At 62.9% G+C, this 16,378-nt stretch carries 18 protein-coding genes; 11 read left to right on the top strand and 7 right to left on the bottom strand.

Annotation, left to right across the window (positions count from 1 at the left end; translation table 11 throughout):
• Window positions 1–22: 22 nt before the first annotated feature.
• The 4 genes from ACSSVC_RS27920 to ACSSVC_RS27905 form a co-directional block, all read right to left on the bottom strand.
• Window positions 23–529, bottom strand: a complete 507-nt coding sequence (locus ACSSVC_RS27920) for a hypothetical protein (RefSeq protein WP_346632385.1) — start codon at window positions 527–529, stop codon at window positions 23–25.
• A 183-nt stretch (window positions 530–712) separates the two neighbouring features.
• Window positions 713–1,456: an NAD-dependent epimerase/dehydratase family protein gene (locus ACSSVC_RS27915; protein ID WP_346632384.1), complete on the bottom strand. Its 744-nt coding sequence runs from the start codon at window positions 1,454–1,456 to the stop codon at window positions 713–715.
• A 32-nt stretch (window positions 1,457–1,488) separates the two neighbouring features.
• Window positions 1,489–2,121 (bottom strand): glutathione S-transferase family protein, encoded by a 633-nt coding sequence (locus ACSSVC_RS27910; protein WP_346632383.1) that lies wholly within the window; start codon window positions 2,119–2,121, stop codon window positions 1,489–1,491.
• 100 nt (window positions 2,122–2,221) lie between these two features.
• The gene (locus ACSSVC_RS27905) at window positions 2,222–2,653 is read right to left on the bottom strand and encodes a PACE efflux transporter (RefSeq protein WP_102860627.1); all 432 of its coding nucleotides are present in this window, start codon (window positions 2,651–2,653) and stop codon (window positions 2,222–2,224) included.
• 122 nt (window positions 2,654–2,775) lie between these two features.
• Between ACSSVC_RS27905 and ACSSVC_RS27900 the strand changes: the two genes are divergently transcribed.
• Window positions 2,776–3,693 carry a LysR family transcriptional regulator gene (locus tag ACSSVC_RS27900; RefSeq protein ID WP_446439209.1) on the top strand — a complete coding sequence of 306 codons (918 nt, stop codon included), beginning with the start codon at window positions 2,776–2,778 and terminating at the stop codon, window positions 3,691–3,693.
• On the opposite strand, the gene ACSSVC_RS27895 is transcribed toward ACSSVC_RS27900, so the two are convergent.
• Window positions 3,690–4,619 carry a LysR family transcriptional regulator gene (locus ACSSVC_RS27895; protein WP_446439210.1) on the bottom strand — a complete coding sequence of 310 codons (930 nt, stop codon included), beginning with the start codon at window positions 4,617–4,619 and terminating at the stop codon, window positions 3,690–3,692. The two genes, ACSSVC_RS27900 and ACSSVC_RS27895, sit on opposite strands and share 4 nt — an antisense overlap.
• Window positions 4,620–4,685: 66 nt before the next feature.
• On the opposite strand from ACSSVC_RS27895, the gene ACSSVC_RS27890 reads away from it, so the two are divergent.
• Window positions 4,686–5,306, top strand: a complete 621-nt coding sequence (locus tag ACSSVC_RS27890; protein WP_404937525.1) for a LysE family transporter — start codon at window positions 4,686–4,688, stop codon at window positions 5,304–5,306.
• Between the two features lie 6 nt (window positions 5,307–5,312).
• Here the strand turns inward: ACSSVC_RS27890 and gntR are convergent, their stop codons facing one another.
• The gene (gene gntR, locus ACSSVC_RS27885; protein ID WP_148059758.1) at window positions 5,313–6,344 is read right to left on the bottom strand and encodes an HTH-type transcriptional regulator GntR; all 1,032 of its coding nucleotides are present in this window, start codon (window positions 6,342–6,344) and stop codon (window positions 5,313–5,315) included.
• 215 nt (window positions 6,345–6,559) lie between these two features.
• Between gntR and ACSSVC_RS27880 the strand changes: the two genes are divergently transcribed.
• Together ACSSVC_RS27880 and ACSSVC_RS27875 are read left to right on the top strand one after the other, a co-directional pair.
• Complete coding sequence (locus ACSSVC_RS27880; RefSeq protein ID WP_102860632.1) at window positions 6,560–7,093, top strand: gluconokinase; 534 nt, start codon at window positions 6,560–6,562, stop codon at window positions 7,091–7,093.
• Between the two features lie 84 nt (window positions 7,094–7,177).
• Window positions 7,178–8,530 carry a GntP family permease gene (locus tag ACSSVC_RS27875; protein WP_047305702.1) on the top strand — a complete coding sequence of 451 codons (1,353 nt, stop codon included), beginning with the start codon at window positions 7,178–7,180 and terminating at the stop codon, window positions 8,528–8,530.
• A gap of 102 nt (window positions 8,531–8,632) precedes the next feature.
• On the opposite strand, the gene alaC is transcribed toward ACSSVC_RS27875, so the two are convergent.
• Window positions 8,633–9,844 (bottom strand): alanine transaminase, encoded by a 1,212-nt coding sequence (gene alaC / locus ACSSVC_RS27870; protein ID WP_123726204.1) that lies wholly within the window; start codon window positions 9,842–9,844, stop codon window positions 8,633–8,635.
• 278 nt (window positions 9,845–10,122) lie between these two features.
• Between alaC and ACSSVC_RS27865 the strand changes: the two genes are divergently transcribed.
• From ACSSVC_RS27865 to kdpB, 7 genes are all read left to right on the top strand, one after another.
• Window positions 10,123–10,785 carry a LysE family translocator gene (locus ACSSVC_RS27865; RefSeq protein WP_346632379.1) on the top strand — a complete coding sequence of 221 codons (663 nt, stop codon included), beginning with the start codon at window positions 10,123–10,125 and terminating at the stop codon, window positions 10,783–10,785.
• Window positions 10,786–10,854: 69 nt separating this feature from the next.
• Window positions 10,855–11,343, top strand: coding sequence for a GyrI-like domain-containing protein (locus tag ACSSVC_RS27860; RefSeq protein WP_492611731.1), 489 nt, complete (start codon window positions 10,855–10,857; stop codon window positions 11,341–11,343).
• Window positions 11,344–11,596: 253 nt separating this feature from the next.
• The gene (kdpF, locus tag ACSSVC_RS27855; protein ID WP_016968152.1) at window positions 11,597–11,695 is read left to right on the top strand and encodes a K(+)-transporting ATPase subunit F; all 99 of its coding nucleotides are present in this window, start codon (window positions 11,597–11,599) and stop codon (window positions 11,693–11,695) included.
• Window positions 11,679–11,849: a hypothetical protein gene (locus ACSSVC_RS27850; protein ID WP_162884082.1), complete on the top strand. Its 171-nt coding sequence runs from the start codon at window positions 11,679–11,681 to the stop codon at window positions 11,847–11,849. The genes kdpF and ACSSVC_RS27850 overlap by 17 nt, the downstream gene beginning before the upstream one ends.
• A gap of 13 nt (window positions 11,850–11,862) precedes the next feature.
• Complete coding sequence (gene kdpA / locus ACSSVC_RS27845; protein WP_346632376.1) at window positions 11,863–13,569, top strand: potassium-transporting ATPase subunit KdpA; 1,707 nt, start codon at window positions 11,863–11,865, stop codon at window positions 13,567–13,569.
• Between the two features lie 9 nt (window positions 13,570–13,578).
• Complete coding sequence (gene kdpC, locus ACSSVC_RS27840; RefSeq protein WP_346632375.1) at window positions 13,579–14,262, top strand: potassium-transporting ATPase subunit KdpC; 684 nt, start codon at window positions 13,579–13,581, stop codon at window positions 14,260–14,262.
• 12 nt (window positions 14,263–14,274) lie between these two features.
• On the top strand, window positions 14,275–16,347 hold the full coding sequence (kdpB, locus tag ACSSVC_RS27835; protein ID WP_346632374.1) for a potassium-transporting ATPase subunit KdpB: 2,073 nt from the start codon (window positions 14,275–14,277) through the stop codon (window positions 16,345–16,347).
• The last annotated feature ends 31 nt before the right edge of the window (window positions 16,348–16,378 follow it).

The raw sequence follows: 16,378 nt of genomic DNA, 5'->3' as shown, positions 1-16,378 counted from the left end.
GAACCCTTTTTTGTTGTCACTGTTACAACGACGCGAGGAACTTCTCGTCGATCGGTTTGGCGCTGTTCTTGGCCTCTTTCTCTTCCTTGGCCAACTGCATCTTGTCTTGCAGGCGCTGGGCAATTTCCTGGTTGATCGTCAGTTGCCGCTCAGGTGGCAGGTTCTTCAGATCTTCTTCGGTCAGACCCATATCCTTGAGGATACTGTCACGCAGACGCTGTTCGGGCGTCTTGCTCATGTAGTCCTTGAACTCGCTCAGGGCACCGGTTTCCGTGGCGCTGTTGGCCTGTGGAGTGCTGGTGGCGGGCGGCGTGGCCTGGAGCAGGACACGGGTCTTGGCGAACGCTGCATTGACGTTGTCGTCCACGGTATTGCCTTGCAGGCTGGACTGGGACGTCGGCACGGTCACGGAGTTCTGGGCCTGCTGCAGCATGCCGCTGTACAGCGCGCTGGCGGCAGCGGTGGTCGGGTCCATATCGGTGCGCGAGGTGGGCTGCACCGAAACGGATTTCTGGGCGTTGACCAACATGATCGGGAACCTGTGTGAGAGAACTAGACTGAAGTTTTAGCAAGTTTCATGCCGATACTTTGGTCCATGAATATCAATGGGTTAGGAGAATAACTGTCGGCGGGTGGCCAGTAAGCGGACAAGTCTTGCCGCTTCCTGGCAATTGCCGCCCGCCTGTTTGCCGAGGGGGGGGCGATCAGTGTCTCAGTAAGTGATGGGAATGCCGAAATGCTCCTGGAAGGCATCGTCCACCGGCTGGTACCCCAGGACCCGGGTGGTTTCGCTGAGGTCCAGGCGCTTGAAGCGGTTGTTGGATATGCCATGGCCGATCAGGTACTGCACCCCAGGGGTTTCCACCGCTCGCTGTAGCAGTTGCACGGCGTCCCGAGGGCTGAGCCAGGCGCTCAGGTCGCGGGTGGTGGTCAGTTCGTGGTGTTGCGGGTCCTCGAACGCACCAATGCGCAGGGCGATGCAGGACAGCCCGCGCCGGGCCGCATAAAAGGCGCACAGGGCTTCGCCATAGCATTTGCTCACGCCGTACAGGTTGGCCGGCATCACCGGCATGCCCGGGGTGATCTGCCGGTCCACCGGGTAGCCCTCGATGGTCTGGGCGCTGCTGGCGAACACCAGGCGCTGGCAACCAGCGTTCACTGCTGCCTCGAACAGGTAGGTGGTGGCGAGGATGTTGTTGGGCAGCAGTTCGTCGAAGCTGGCACTGGCGTGGGGGATGCCGGCCAGATGCACGATCACGTCGATCCCTGGCAGCAGGCGGCCGATGGCTTGCGGGTCATCGAGGTCCAGGCGTACGAAGCGGTGGGGGGCGGGGATGTCGAAGTCCGGTTCGACGCGGTCGGTGAGGGTGAAGCGATGGCGTTCCTGGGAACCCTGGAAAAACACTTTGCCGATCCTGCCGCAGGCGCCGGTCAGTAGTACGTTGAGTCCATCCATGTCGAGTCTCCGGTGGGCTGAGAAGGGGTGGCCTAGGGGGTGCCGTTGCGTCCATGCAGCAGGAAGCCTGGACGCAGGCTGAGGCGTTCGTAGTAGGCGGCCACAGCGGGGAAGTCCGGGTGTTCCATGGGGGTCATCTTCCAGCGATTGACCGAGAGGCCAAGGACGATGTCCGCCAGGCTGAAGGCTTCACCGAGCACATAGGCCCCGGTGCTTTCAAGCTGCTGTTCAAGAATTGCCATCTTGCCGTTCCAGGCCAGCAGGCTGGCGCCGATGCGCCGGCTGTCCTGGCAGTCTGGATGCTGGCGCACCAGGCCCATGAAGGCGTAGCTCCAGGCCGGATTGAGTTCGGTGGCCTGCCAGTCCATCCACTGTTCCACCAGGGCCCTGGCCCGCGGGGCGAGGGGCAGCAGGCCGCTGCCGGGATGCAGATTGGCCAGGTAGCGGCAAATGCTGTTGGACTCCCACAGGGCCCCGGCGTCATCGATCAGCACTGGGACCTGGGCGTTGGGGTTGAGGGCGAGAAATTCGGGACTGTGGGTCGACTGGAAGCCGCTGCCCCAATCTTCCTGCTGGTAGGAAAGGTCCAGCTCTTCACAGGTCCACAAGACTTTCCTGACGTTGATGGACGAGGCTTTACCGAGAATTCTATAGGGGGTTCCCATGACGCTTCCTTGTTCGTGGCACAGGTTGGCCATGGGAATCTATCAGTGAGCCAGGTTCTCGGCGACGGTCAAATTGCCTCCAGGGGTGTTTTGCTTGGCTTCAGGCCGGATCGGGCAGGGCCGAAGCCGGCAGACCGAAAACCCGGTCGAACAGCCAGTTGAAGGCGAAGGTGTAGCAGGGGATGAACAGGATCAGCGCCAGGTCCAGGAGAAAGGCCTGCACCAGGCTGATGTTCATCCACCAGGCGATGAGCGGGATCAGGAACACGATCAGGGTCAACTGGAAGCCCACGGCATGCGCGATGCGCCGTTTGACGGTGCGGGTGCGTGACGGCTGGCGGCTTTCCCAGCGTTCGAACAGGGTGGTGTAGATGAAGTTCCAGGTCACCGCGATGCTGGTGATGACCACGGCCAGCGGCCCGGTGCTGCTGGGGGATGTGCCGGACAGCAGGGCCAGGCCGAGGGCCGAGAAGGTCATGCCGAATACCTCGAACAGGGATACGTAGACCAGTTTGCGTTTGACGCCTTGCATGGAGACTCCTCGGTGTTGAATGTCAATGGCCAGGGCTGGACTGGCGCAGGGCGCGAAAGATAGCTTCAATGGCGATGACAGAAAAAGTCGGAAGCTTTCAGTTTTGCTGATAGGTTGCACCCATGAATTTCTCCAGTGACAGCATCCAGTTGTTTCTCGCCGTGCTCGAGCGCGGTTCCTTTTCTGCGGCGGCCCGCTCCTTGGGCAAGGTGCCTTCGGCGGTGAGCATGGGCATTGCCAACCTTGAGGCCGAACTGGGTTATGCCCTGTTTGATCGCAGCCATCGCGAGCCGGTGCCGACGCCCCTGGCCCTGTCTCTGGCGCCCCATGCGCGGCTGATCGCCGACCAGCTCAAGCAGTTGCAGGTGCACGCCATCGAGCTGTCCCTGGGCCTGGAGAGCAAGCTGTCGATCGCCGTGGTGGATGACATCGACAAGCAGCGAGTACTGGCCGCCATCAAGCTGATTGCCGAGCGCTATCCGCTGCTGGAGGTGGAGGTGCTCAGTGCCCCCCAGGATGATGTGCTGCAGCTGCTGCACAGTGGGCGGGTGAGTGTGGGCGTGGCTTTTGCCGGCTTGAGCGTGAATGCCCTGGAGTATTTCCAGTACATCGGCAGTGAGCGGGTGATTGCCTGTATCTCGCCGCGACATCCGGTGTTTGTGGCCAGCGATGGCTCGTTGTACCTGGAGGAACTGATCCGGGTCCGTCAGGTCGTGGTGGCCAGTCGCGACCTGCCCATCAGCGATACCCGGCCCTTGGTGGGCGAGTCGCTGTGGCGCACCGACAGCCTGGCCATGGCCCTGCACATGGTGGAAGCCGGCATCGGCTGGGGCAATTTCCCCTTGTCGGTGATCCAGCCGCTGCTGGCGGCCGGGCGCCTGCAGCGGCTGAAGTTCAAGAACCTCGACAACGGTTTGTCATTGCCGGTGCATGGGGTGTGGCTGAAGAACCGACCTTTGCAGAAGGGCGCGCTGGCCCTGGTGCAGTTGCTCAGTGGCGAAGATCCGGCGCTGGGGCCGCTGCCCGACCCCGGGGTTTAGCCCAGGGCCTGTTCACGCAACCAGCGCAGCAGGTGACCGGCCGCTGAATCGTCGCTGATCGCCTGGGCGGACAACAGGTAATAGGCGCTGCCATCGGCGACGAAGTCGAAAGGGGCGCAAAGCAATCCTCCGGCCAGATCATCGCGCACCAATTGCCAGGGGGCGATGGCCAGCCCCAGGCCCGCCACCGCCGCTTGCAGGCTGAAGTAGAAATGCTCGAAGACTTGCTCCTGGGGAGCCAGGGAAGCAGGCAGTTGCCGCCGTTGCAGCCACTGCTCCCAGGCTTGCGGCCTGGTGGCGCTGTGCAGGCGCGGGGCGTGTTCCACCAGGGTCGGCTGGCCGTCTGGCGAAGGGGCCCAGTCAGGCTGTTTGTCCGGTCGGCAGACGGGGCCAATGGCTTCGTCGAACAGCCAGTGAGCCTGGGTTTCGTCGTTCCAGGCGAAATCGTTGCGGCGAATCGCCAGGTCGATGCCGGTGTTGAACGAGAAAGGCCCGCCGCCGGCCAGCAACTGGATCGATATCTCCGGGTGGGCGGCCTGGAACGCCGGCAGGCGTGGGATCAGCCAGCGCATCAGCAGGGTCGGTTCGCAGGACAGCACCAGCGGCGCCTCGGGGTTCGGTGCCCGCAGGCGGCTGGCAGTGTTCTCGATCAGGTCCAGGGCCTGGGTCACGCTGTGCAGCAGTTCGGCTCCGGCCGGCGTCAGAAATACCCGATGGCTGCGGCGTTCGAACAACGCCGTGCCCAGGTCCTCTTCCAGGGCGCGCACGGCGCGGCTGATGGCGCCATGGGTCAGGTGCAGAGCGGTGCCGGCCCGGGTGAAGCTTTCCAGGCGTGCCGCCGCTTCGAAGCAGCGCAAGGCGCTGAGGGGAGGCAGGCGACGGCGTGATGTCTGTGAGTTTTTATCACTGAGAGTGTCAGTTTTCATCGTTGGCTGTTCCCGTGCCGATCCCCATACAGTAGCGCCTGATTCTATAACCAAGGCGTATGCAACGTGACTGAACTGTTAGTCGTAATCACCATCACCATTCTGGCGGTGCTCAGTCCCGGAGCCGATTTTGCCTTGGTGACGCGCAACAGCCTGATGCTCTCGCGCCGCCACGGCGTGTTCACCGCCCTGGGGATCGGGCTTGGGGTCATGCTGCATATCGGCTACAGCCTACTGGGGGTGGGGGTGCTGTTGCAGCAGTCGCTGCTGTGGTTCACCGGGCTGAAGATTGCCGGGGCGGTTTATCTGATCTATCTGGGGGTCAAGCTGTTGCGCGGTTCTGACCAGGGGCCGCAAGAGGCAGGGACGGCGAGTCTCGAGATATCGTCCTGGGCGGCTCTGCGCAGCGGCTTTCTGACCAATGCGCTGAACCCCAAGACGATGATTTTCGTTCTCAGCCTGTTTATGCAGGTGATCCAGCCGGGCACGGTGTTGCCGGTGCAGATCGGCTACGGCGCAATCATTGTCCTGGCCCACGTATTGTGGTTCGTGGCGGTGGCGCTGTTTTTCTCGGCACCGGCCATAGCCAGGCGATTGTTGGGGTACAAGCGCCGTATCGATCAGGTATTCGGTGTGGTGCTGGTGGGGTTCGGGCTGTTGCTCAGTGTCCTGAGCATGCAGCCCTGAAACGCCTCAGGTGCTTTCCCGTACCCGCAGCTCGAAGCCCATGTCCACCACGGGCTCGGCCACGCTGTTGCCGGCCAGCAGGGTCAGCATCTGCTCGGCTGCGCGGCGGCCAATGGCTTCCCTTGGGGTGCTGATGCTGCTCAGGCGCGGCACCATGTGCTCCGAGGACGGTAGGTCGTTGAAACCCAGCACCGCGACTTGTTCCGGGACCTTGATCCCGCAGCGCATGGCTTCCAGTAGCGCGCCCTGGGCCAGGTCGTCGTTGCCGAAGAAGATGGCGTCGACCTGCGGCTGGCTCTGCATCAGTTGCAGGAACAGTTCGCCGCCCAGGCCCACGGAGGATGGGCGAGGGGTCAGCAGTTCCAGATCGGGGTTGTACAGCCCGGCCTCTTGCAGGGCGCGACGGAAACCTTCGCCCCGCAGCAGGGTGCGTTGATCCAGTTGTGCGCCGACGTAGGCCAGGTGCTTGCGGCCACGGGAAATCAGATGCTGGGCGGCGGTCTCGCCGGCGTTCAACTGGGAAAAGCCCACGCAGTTGAGTCCGGCACCGGAGTCCAGGTCCATCATGTAAACGCAGGGGATGTTGTTGGCCTCGATCATCCGCCGGGCGCTCTCGGTACGGTCGAAACCGGTCAGCAGCAGACCCCGGGGCTGGTAGGTCATGTAGTTGCGTAGCAGGTTCTCTTCTTCATCCCTGGAGTAGTGGTAGTTGCCAATCAACACTTCGAAGCCCTTGGGTCGCAGGACCTGATGAATGGCTTCCAGGGTTTCGATGAACAGCAGGTTGGACAGCGACGGCACCAACACCACCACCGATTGGCTCTGGGCCGAGGCCAGGGCGCGGGCGGCGGAGTTGACCACGTAGTTCAACTCCAGCGCGGCCTTTTGCACCTTTTCCACCAGTTCGGTGGCCACGCTGCTGACACCGCGCAGGGCGCGTGAGGCGGTGATCGGACTGACACCGGCCAGTCGTGCCACTTCGTTGAGGGTAGGGCGCCCCGTGGTACGGGAGTTTTTATCGTTTTTATGAGTGGTCATCAGACGGCTTGCCAAACAAAATTCAAGTCACTAAGGTAGCGCTGTCCTGAAACAGCTGCAATGCGTGAGCGAGGTGTGCCTGACCCTCGCTCTTTGGTTTGGCGGACTATATAAGCGGCAACCCACAAAAATGACAAGAAGGCGTCGGCAGACACTGTTTTTGTACTAGAACTAGAACTAGCGAAGGTAGCGCTGTCTGCGCGCTGAGGTGTTACATGAGTCAATCTATTACCGCCCTGGTCATCATGGGTGTTGCCGGCTGTGGCAAATCCAGCGTCAGTCAGGCCCTGTGCCAGCGCAGCGGCGCCACGGCCATTGAAGGCGATACGTTCCACCCTGCCGCCAATATTGCCAAGATGAGCGCCGGCATTCCCCTCGACGACGACGACCGTGCCGGCTGGCTAGACAGCCTCTGCGATGAATTGCGTCGTACCCTGGCCGCCGGTCAGCGTCCGGTACTGACCTGCTCGGCCCTGAAGCGCAAATACCGCGAGCGCCTGCGCGCCGCCACCCCCGGCCTGGGCTTTATCTTCCTCGAACTGACACCAGCAGTGGCCGCCGATCGCGTGGCACACCGGCCGGGGCATTTCATGCCTTCGACTCTGATCGACAGTCAGTTCGCCACCCTCGAATCCCCCGTGGGGGAGCCGCTCACCCTGGCCCTGGATGCCAGCACCTTGAGCGTCCAGCGCCTGGCCGAACTGGCCAACCAATGGTGGCTGGAGCATGGCCTTGAACCTTCACATTAAGTGCTGGCTCGAAATAGGTAGCGCTATCCCACTCGGCCCTTGTTTTTAACGCTTTAATAAAAACAACAAACCGGAGGCAATCCCATGTTTGGCATGTCCCAAGAGACCTATCTGCTGGTTGATGCAGTGGTCACTATCATCGGCCTGATCGTACTGATCACCCGATTCAAGCTGCATCCCTTTATTGCCCTGACCATCGCTGCGGGGTTCCTTGGCCTGACGTCGGGCATGCCGGTGGACAAGATCATCAAGGCGTTCCAGGACGGTTTTGGTGGCGTGCTCGGTTTTGTCGGCATCATCCTGGCCCTGGGTACCATGCTCGGCAAGATGATGGCCGAGTCCGGCGGCGCCGATCAGATCGCCCAGACCCTGATCCGTTCGTTCGGCAAGGAGCGGGTGCAGTGGGCGATGATGTTCGCCGCGTTCCTGGTGGGCATCCCGCTGTTCTTCGAGATCGGCTTCGTGCTGCTGATCCCGCTGGTGTTCATTGTGGCCCGGCGCACCGGGGTGTCGCTGATCAAGATCGGCATTCCCCTGCTGGCCGGCCTCTCGGCGGTCCATGGCCTGGTGCCGCCGCATCCGGGGCCACTGCTGGCCATCGGCGTGTTCGGCGCCGACATTGGCAAAACCATTCTTTACGGCCTGATCGTTGCCCTGCCGACCGCCATCATTGCCGGTCCGATCTACGGCACCTTCATCGCCAAATACATCCCGGGTCATCCGTCCCAGGAGCTGGTCGACCAGTTGGCCCGTGAAAATACCTCGCAGAACCTGCCGAGCTTCAGCGTGACTTTGCTGACCGTGCTACTGCCGGTGTTCCTGATGCTGCTCAAGACCTTCGCCGACGTGGCGCTGCCGGACGGGCATTTCTTCCGCATCTGGATGGACATGATCGGCCACCCGATCAGTGCCTTGCTGCTGGCCTTGCTGCTGTCGCTCTACACCTTTGGCTACAAGCAGGGCATCGGCTCCAAACAGATCCTCGGCCTGCTCGACGCCAGCCTGGCGCCTACGGCCGCGATCATCCTGATCATCGGTGCCGGCGGCGGCTTCAAGCAGATGCTGGTGACCAGCGGCGTGGGCGATGTGATCGGTCATATGGCGGTCAACGCGCAGATCTCGCCGATCCTCCTGGCGTGGCTGGTGGCGGCGGTGATTCGTATTGCCACCGGTTCGGCCACTGTGGCGACCATCACGGGCGCGGGCATCGTGGTGCCGGTGGTGGGGATGATCCCCGGGGTCAACCGCGAACTGCTGGTGCTGGCCACCGGCGCCGGCTCGCTGATCCTGTCCCACGTCAACGACGCCGGATTCTGGCTGGTGAAGCAGTACTTCAACATGACCGTAGCCGAGACCTTCAAGACCTGGACGGCGATGGAGACCATCCTCTCGGTGGTGGGGCTGATCTTTATCCTGCTGTTGTCGTTGGTGGTTTAAACGGCTTCGCCGGCAAGCCGGCTCCTGCAGGGAGCAGGTTGTCGGTGAAACGCGAGTACAAAAAAACCGCATCACTGCGGTTTTTTTGTGGCTGAAAGCATCTCAGCTTTTCTGCACCAGCCCGTCGGCGCGGAACATGCCGCGAATACCACGCACCGCTTGGCGAATCCGGTCCTGGTTCTCGATCAACGCAAAGCGCACATGATCGTCGCCGTATTCACCGAAACCCACCCCCGGGGACACGCAGACCTTGGCTTCGGCCAGCAGCTTCTTGGCGAACTCCAGGGAGCCCAGGTGCGCGTAGGCCTCGGGAATCTTGGCCCAGACGTACATCGAGGCCTTGGGGTTCTCCACCATCCAGCCCAGCTCATGCAGGCCCTTGACCAGCACGTTGCGCCGTTGCCGGTACTGCTCGGCAATGTCGCGTACGCACTGTTGGTCGCCTTCAAGTGCCGCGATTGCTGCTACCTGCAGTGGGGTGAAGGTGCCGTAGTCGTGGTAGCTCTTGATCCGCGCCAGGGCGCTGACCAGCTCCGGGTTGCCCACCATGAAGCCAATACGCCAGCCAGCCATGTTGTAGCTCTTGGACAGGGTGAAGAACTCCACCGCGATGTCCTTGGCCCCGGGCACTTGCATGATCGACGGGGCTTTCCAGCCGTCGTAGACGATGTCGGCGTAGGCCAGGTCGTGGATCACCAGCACGTCGTACTGCTTGGCCAGGGCGATCACCCGTTCGAAGAAGTCCAGCTCCACGCATTGGGCGGTGGGGTTGGAGGGAAAGCCGAGGATCATCATTTTCGGCTTGGGGATCGAACCGCGAATGGCCCGCTCCAGCTCGGCGAAGAAGTCCACCCCAGGCACCAGCGGCACCGAGCGCACCTGGGCGCCGGCGATCACCGCGCCGTAGATGTGGATCGGGTAGCTGGGGTTGGGCACCAGCACCGTGTCGCCCTGGTCCAGGGTGGCGAGCATCAGGTGCGCCAGGCCTTCCTTGGAACCGATGGTGACGATGGCTTCGCTTTCCGGGTCGATATCGACCTCGTAGCGATCCTTGTACCAACGGGAAATCGCCCGGCGCAGCCGTGGAATGCCTTTGGAGGTGGAGTAGCCGTGGGTGTCCTCACGCTGGGCAACGGTAACCAGTTTTTCGACGATGTGCGGCGGAGTCGCGCCGTCGGGGTTGCCCATGCTCAAGTCGATGATGTCTTCGCCGCGCCGACGCGCAGCCATCTTCAGCTCGGCAGTGATATTGAAAACGTAAGGGGGGAGACGATCGATGCGCGCAAAGCGGCGCGGCGAACCTTGTTCGGCCATTGTTGCCTCGAAAAGACGTAAGCGCCCGGAACCGTCCGAGCGACGTTGGCCACTGCGGTGGCCTGCGGGGCAGACGATAAAGGCGCTGGCGCGGGCTTGTCCAGAGGAGCGGAAAAATATTTTTGCGCTCCGGGCGGTTTGCCGGGCTGTCGGGTTTGCCGCTATAACGTGCACGCTTTTTGCCTGCAAGGACGGCGCCCGGCCTCTGCCTGATCCGTTCCGGCGGATCTGATGCCGCGCGGCAGCTCTTCGAACAACAGCGTCAAACGGGATGAATGATGGAGTTTACCAGCGGCTTTTTGCTGAGCCTTTCGCTGTGCCTGGACATCGGCGTGGCCAATATCGCGATGATCACCCTGGCCATGCAGCGCGGCTATTTTCAGGGCTTTTGCCTGGGCCTCGGGACCTGCGTCGGAGACTTGATTTATGCGCTGCTGGCCCTGGCCGGAATGACCGTGCTGCTGCAGTACGAAACGGTGCGCTGGGTGCTGTGGATCGGTGGTTCGGCGCTGCTGGTGTATTTCGCGGCGAAGATGATTTATGCCGCCATTCATCACAGCGCGACATTGGCCACGGCTGGGGAGGCGGACCGCGGTTCGCCGCGCAAGGAGTTCTTGCGCGGGATCTTCCTGGCCATGTCTTCCCCCAGTGCGATCCTCTGGTTTGCCGCCGTGGGAGGCACCCTGATTGCCCGATCCGGTGGTGGCACGGTTGCCGACTCCGGGTTGTTCCTGGCTGGCTTCTTTTGCGCCGGGCTGGTCTGGACCCTGGGCCTGTGCCTGGCCGCGACCCAGGGCGGCAAGTTGCTGGGGGACAAGCTGTTGCGCTACTCCTATCTGGCATCTGCAGCGATCTTCTGCTATTTCGCGGTGTACGTGATCCTATCCGGTTATCAGGAGTTCATCCTCGGCGCCGGGGTGGCCGACCTTCCGGCGCTCTGATCCTGGCCCTGACGATTGGCTTCTATACTTGCTGCCGAACCCATCTTTTCTGCGGCAGGAGTGGCATTCATGGATGAGCAAAAACAGGGCACGGGTCCAGAACCGCGCTTCGAAAGAGAGCGTTTTCTGCTGATCGCCGGCTTCAGCGAGCGGTTTACCCCTGGTGCCGGCCAGGACATCGGCCAGCTCTGGGAGCGCTTCATCCCCCACATCGGCAAAGTGCCGGGGCAAGTGAATGAGTTGACCTACGGCGTCTGCTGCAACCCCGATGGCCAGGGCAGCTTCGAATACCTGGCCGGGGTCGAGATCAGCAAGCTCGACGACCTGCCCGAGCGTTATCGCTGGATCGAGGTGCAGCCGCAGAACTATGCGGTGTTCGAGCACGGCGGTTCCTTGCAGGACTTGCCACAGACCTTCAACTACATCTGGAAGACCTGGCTGCCCCAGTCCGGTCGCGAAGCGGCCGATGCCCCGGAATTCGAGCGCTACAGTGCCGATTTCAACCCTGATACCGGCAGCGGTGTGGTGGAGGTCTGGCTGCCGCTCAAAAGTGAATGATCCCCTCGGGGGCGCTGGCCGGCCCCCGATTCTCCCTGCCTTGGCCGCAATCTATACGCCGTCTTAACACCGTCCCCTGCAATCAGTGTCCGACCTTGATACGCCCTCACCTAACCTGCGTGGCGCAGAGGAGAGCGGAGGACGGCTCGTTCCCGACTCCCTGCCGGCGCCCATTGCCGGGCGCCTGACCGGTTGCGCCCCGGGCCGCTGTCTGCGGTTGCGGCGCCGCCTCAATGGGTTAAGGGGAAAAGCCTTGCTGACACTGGAATTCATCTACGGCGCCAGCGGTTTTTGCGCCGTGCTGCTGTTCGTCTACCTGGGTTACGCGCTGATCCGTGCCGAGAAATTCTGATGACCGCACCCAGCGCTACCCCGGCATTTTCATTCGCCCGTCCGGGCACTCTCGAGAAAGGAAACCAGCCATGTACGACCTGATCTTCGTGGGCCTGTCCCTGGGGTTCTTTGTACTGACGGCCCTGGTCATCGTCGCCATGGGCAAGATTTGAACGGAGCATCGACATGTTGAGTACTGTGCTGGAATACGCGGTGATCCTCGGGGTAATGACCGGGCTCGCCGTACTCATGGGCAAATGGCTGACCCGGGTCTTCAATGGCCGTGGCCACGCGTTGCCCGAGCGGGCCACCTACCGTCTGTTGGGGATCGACCCCGGCGAAACCATGGGCTGGGCCCGCTATGGCTCGGCGCTGTTGCTGTCCAACGCGGCGATGATGCTCCTGGGCTACCTGGTGCTGCGCCTGCAAACCGTCATGCCCCTCAACCCCCTGGGGTTGGCGGCGCAGACCCCGGACCTGGCGTTCAACACCGCCGCGTCCTTTATCACCAACACCAACTGGCAGGCGTACTCGGGAGAAAGCAGCCTGTCGAACTTCAGCCAGATGGCGGTGATCACCTTCCTGATGTTCGTCGGCGCTACCGCAGGCGTTGTCGCCGCGGCTGGTTTCATTCGCGGCCTGAGCCGTTCCAGCTCGGCGGATATCGGCAACTACTGGGTGGACTTCACCCGCACCCTGTACCGGGTGATGCTGCCGCTGTGCCTGGTCATGGCCCTGGTCTATGTCTGGCAGGGCATGCCGCAGACCCTCAACTCCCAGGCCCTGGCCACCACCCTGGAAGGCGCCCAGCAGCAACTGATCGTCGGCGCTGTGGCCAGCTTCGAGTCAATCAAGCACATCGGCACCAACGGTGGCGGCTTCTTCAGCATGAACGCCGCCCACCCGTTCGAGAACCCGACGCCGCTGACCAACGTCCTGCACATCCTCAGCATGTTGCTGATCCCTTCGGCACTGACCTACACCTTCGGCAGCATGCTGTTGCGTCGGCGTCAGGGCTGGGTGTTCTTCGGCACCTTCCTGGTGATGTTCGTCGGCTTCCTGACCATTGTCTTCACCGCGGAGCAGGGTGGTAATCCGCTGCTGACCCAGGTCGGTGCCGACCAGCAACTGTCGGCAACCCAGAGCGGCGGCAACATGGAAGGCAAGGAACTGCGCTTCGGCATCGCCGACACCGCGCTGTTCGTTACCACCACCACTGGCGCCACCACCGGTTCGGTGAACGCCATGCATGACTCGCTGACCCCTATGGGCGGCTTCGTGCCCCTGGCGCAGATGATGCTCAACTGCGTGTTCGGCGGCGACGGCGTGGGCTTTATCAACCTGATCCAGTACGCCCTGCTGACGGTGTTCCTGGTGGGCATGATGATCGGCCGCAGTCCGGAATTCCTCGGCAAGAAGATCGAGGCCCGGGAGATCAAGCTGGTGATGCTCTCGGTGCTCGCGCATCCGATCTGCATCCTCGGCTTCACCGCCCTGGCCGCGCTGTGGCCGGACACCCTGAACAGCCTCAACAACCTTGGCCCCCATGGTTTCAGCGAGGTGCTCTACGCCTACGCCTCGGGTACCGCCAACAACGGTTCGGCGTTTGCCGGGCTGAATGCCAACACGCCGTTCTTCAACACCACCATCGGTCTGGCCATGCTCATGGGACGCTTCTTCACCATGTTGCCGATGCTGGCCGTGGCCGGTTCGCTGGCGGCGAAAAAGAACATCCCGGCCGGTGCCGGCACCATTCCCACCGCTACACCGCTGTTCATGTTCCTGGTGGTGTTCGTGGTGCTGGTGGTCGGTGGCCTGACTTTCCTGCCGGCCCTCGCGCTCGGCCCGCTGGTGGAGCAACTGCAGTTGCTGGCCGGCCAGACCTACAAGTAAGGGGTTGTGATGACGACGCAAATGCAAACCCAAGGCGCCACTGCGGTGCTGTTCAAGGGCCTGTTGCGGCCAGTGCTGGTGGCAGCGGTGTTTTTCATGCTGCTGACCGGGCTGGCCTATCCGCTGGCTACCACCGTGCTGGCCAACCTGCTGTTCCCGTTCCAGGCCCAGGGCAGCCTGGTGCAGCGTGACGGCCTGGTGGTGGGCTCAAAACTGATCGGCCAGTCCTTCAGTCGCCCGGAGTATTTCCAGGGCCGGCCGAGCATGACGCTGGGCAGCGATCCGCTGGACCCGAGCAAGAGCGTGCCCCAGCCCTACAACGCCGGGGCCAGTGGTGCCAGCAACCTGGGCCCTACCAGCCAGAAGCTGCTGGACAGCGTGGCCGCAAGGGTCAGCGCCTACCGCCAGCTCAACGGCCTGAAAGCGGACATGCCGGTGCCGGTGGACGCGGTGACCGCCTCGGCTTCCGGCCTGGACCCGCACATCTCCCTGGCCAACGCCCAGCTGCAACTGGACCGGGTCGCCCGTCTGCGGCGCATGCCCCTGGCCGATCTGCAGGCGCTGCTGCAAGACCACAGCGAAAGCCGCACCTTCGGTCTGTTGGGCGAGCCCCGGGTCAATGTGCTGCAACTCAATCTCGCGCTGGATGCCCTGGCACCCGTGCATGCCTCGCCCCTTGCGGTCAGTGAGTAAGAGATACCGATCATGAGTAAGAACCCTCGTATAGCGTTGTTCGACCGTGGGCTGTTGCTGACGGCGTGCCTGGATGCGGTGAAGAAGCTGCTGCCCCAGGCGCAGTGGAAGAACCCGGTGATGTTCGTGGTTTACCTGGGCAGCATTCTCACCACTCTGCTGTGGTTCCAGTCCCTGGGCGGTGAAGGCGAGGCCTCCAGTGGCTTCATCCTCAGCATCACCCTGTGGCTGTGGTTCACCGTGTTGTTCGCCAACTTTGCCGAAGCCCTGGCCGAGGGCCGCAGCCGGGCCCAGGCTGCAAGCCTCAAGGGCATGAAGCGCCAGACCCTGGCCAAGCTGTTGCAGCAGCCCAAGCATGGTGCTGCCTGGCTGCCCATGGCCGCCAGCGAACTGCGCAAGGACATGGTGGTGCTGATCGAAGCCGGGGATCTGGTGCCGTTGGATGGCGAGGTCATCGAAGGCGTGGCCACGGTGGATGAGAGCGCCATCACCGGCGAATCGGCGCCGGTGATCCGCGAGGCCGGGGGCGACTTCTCCTCGGTCACCGGCGGCACCAAGGTGCTTTCCGACTGGCTGGTGGTGCGCATCAGCGTCAACCCCGGCGAGTCGTTCCTGGACCGCATGATCTCCATGGTGGAATCGGCCAAGCGTCAGAAGACCCCCAACGAAGTGGCCCTGACCATTCTCCTGGTGGGACTGACCCTGCTGTTCCTGCTGGTGATCGTGACCCTGAGCCCGTACTCGATCTTCGCCGTGGCCATGAGCGGCACCGGCAGCGTGATCAGCGCCACGGTGATGGTGGCGTTGCTGGTGTGCCTGATCCCCACCACCATCGGCGGCCTGTTGTCGGCCATCGGCGTGGCAGGCATGAGCCGGATGATGTCGGCCAATGTCATCGCCACCTCGGGACGCGCCGTGGAAGCCGCCGGGGACGTCGACGTGCTGCTGCTGGACAAGACCGGCACCATCACCCTGGGCAACCGTCAGGCCAGCGCCTTCCTGCCGGCGCCGGGGATCAAGGACAGCGAGCTGGCAGACGCCGCGCAACTGGCCTCCCTGGCGGACGAAACCCCTGAAGGCCGGAGCATCGTGGTGCTGGCCAAGCAGAAGTTCGACATTCGTGGCCGTGACATCAACGCCCTGGGCGCCAGCTTTGTGCAGTTCACTGCCCAGACCCGCATGAGCGGCGTCGACCTGCCGGACGGACGCAGCATCCGCAAGGGCGCCGCCGATGCCATTCGCCGGCATATCGAGGCCTTGGGCGGCAGCTTTCCACCGGCCTTGCAGGCCAAGGTCGATGAAGTCTCCCGGCGCGGCAGCACGCCGCTGGTGGTCAGCGACGGCGCCCAGGCCCTGGGCGTGGTGGAACTCAAGGACGTGGTCAAGGGCGGGATGAAGGAGCGCTTTGCCGAACTGCGGCGCATGGGCATCAAGACCGTGATGATCACCGGCGACAACCGCCTGACCGCGGCGGCGATTGCCGTGGAAGCCGGGGTCGACGACTTTCTCGCCGAGGCCCGTCCCGAGGACAAGCTGCAACTGATCCGCGACTATCAGGCCAAGGGCAAGCTGGTGGCCATGACCGGCGACGGCACCAACGACGCTCCCGCCCTGGCCCAGGCCGACGTGGCGGTGGCGATGAACAGCGGCACCCAGGCGGCGAAAGAAGCGGGCAACATGGTCGACCTCGACAGCAACCCGACCAAGCTGATCGAGGTGGTGGAAGTGGGCAAGCAGATGCTCATGACCCGCGGCGCCTTGACCACCTTCAGTGTGGCCAACGACGTGGCCAAGTATTTTGCTATCGTACCGGCCGCTTTCGTCGCTACTTACCCGCAGTTGGCGGCGTTGAACGTGATGCACCTCAACAGCCCGAACTCGGCGATCCTCAGCGCGGTAATCTTCAACGCGTTGATCATCGTGTTCCTCATCCCCCTGGCACTCAAGGGGGTGAAGTACCGATCCATCGGCGCGGCGGCCTTGCTTAACCGCAACCTGCTGATCTACGGACTGGGCGGGGTGCTGGTACCCTTTGCCGGGATCAAGCTGATCGACATGCTGCTGGCCGGGCTCGGCCTGGTTTGACGCAAGGACTGGCAATGCGGCGCTCCCTGGG

The organism is Pseudomonas sp. E1BtOHC1 (assembly GCF_058744285.1).
Note: the sequence above shows the minus strand (reverse complement) of the source record. Positions and strands in the feature narration are given on the sequence as shown.

Coding starts and splice junctions, on each gene's coding strand:
- ACSSVC_RS27920 (WP_346632385.1), bottom strand. CDS start 529: ATGTTGGTCAACGCCCAGAAATCCGTTTCGGTGCAGCCCACCTCGCGC.
- ACSSVC_RS27915 (WP_346632384.1), bottom strand. CDS start 1,456: ATGGATGGACTCAACGTACTACTGACCGGCGCCTGCGGCAGGATCGGC.
- ACSSVC_RS27910 (WP_346632383.1), bottom strand. CDS start 2,121: ATGGGAACCCCCTATAGAATTCTCGGTAAAGCCTCGTCCATCAACGTC.
- ACSSVC_RS27905 (WP_102860627.1), bottom strand. CDS start 2,653: ATGCAAGGCGTCAAACGCAAACTGGTCTACGTATCCCTGTTCGAGGTA.
- ACSSVC_RS27900 (WP_446439209.1), top strand. CDS start 2,776: ATGAATTTCTCCAGTGACAGCATCCAGTTGTTTCTCGCCGTGCTCGAG.
- ACSSVC_RS27895 (WP_446439210.1), bottom strand. CDS start 4,619: ATGAAAACTGACACTCTCAGTGATAAAAACTCACAGACATCACGCCGT.
- gntR (WP_148059758.1), bottom strand. CDS start 6,344: ATGACCACTCATAAAAACGATAAAAACTCCCGTACCACGGGGCGCCCT.
- ACSSVC_RS27880 (WP_102860632.1), top strand. CDS start 6,560: ATGAGTCAATCTATTACCGCCCTGGTCATCATGGGTGTTGCCGGCTGT.
- ACSSVC_RS27875 (WP_047305702.1), top strand. CDS start 7,178: ATGTTTGGCATGTCCCAAGAGACCTATCTGCTGGTTGATGCAGTGGTC.
- alaC (WP_123726204.1), bottom strand. CDS start 9,844: ATGGCCGAACAAGGTTCGCCGCGCCGCTTTGCGCGCATCGATCGTCTC.
- ACSSVC_RS27865 (WP_346632379.1), top strand. CDS start 10,123: ATGGAGTTTACCAGCGGCTTTTTGCTGAGCCTTTCGCTGTGCCTGGAC.
- ACSSVC_RS27860 (WP_492611731.1), top strand. CDS start 10,855: ATGGATGAGCAAAAACAGGGCACGGGTCCAGAACCGCGCTTCGAAAGA.
- kdpA (WP_346632376.1), top strand. CDS start 11,863: ATGTTGAGTACTGTGCTGGAATACGCGGTGATCCTCGGGGTAATGACC.
- kdpC (WP_346632375.1), top strand. CDS start 13,579: ATGACGACGCAAATGCAAACCCAAGGCGCCACTGCGGTGCTGTTCAAG.
- kdpB (WP_346632374.1), top strand. CDS start 14,275: ATGAGTAAGAACCCTCGTATAGCGTTGTTCGACCGTGGGCTGTTGCTG.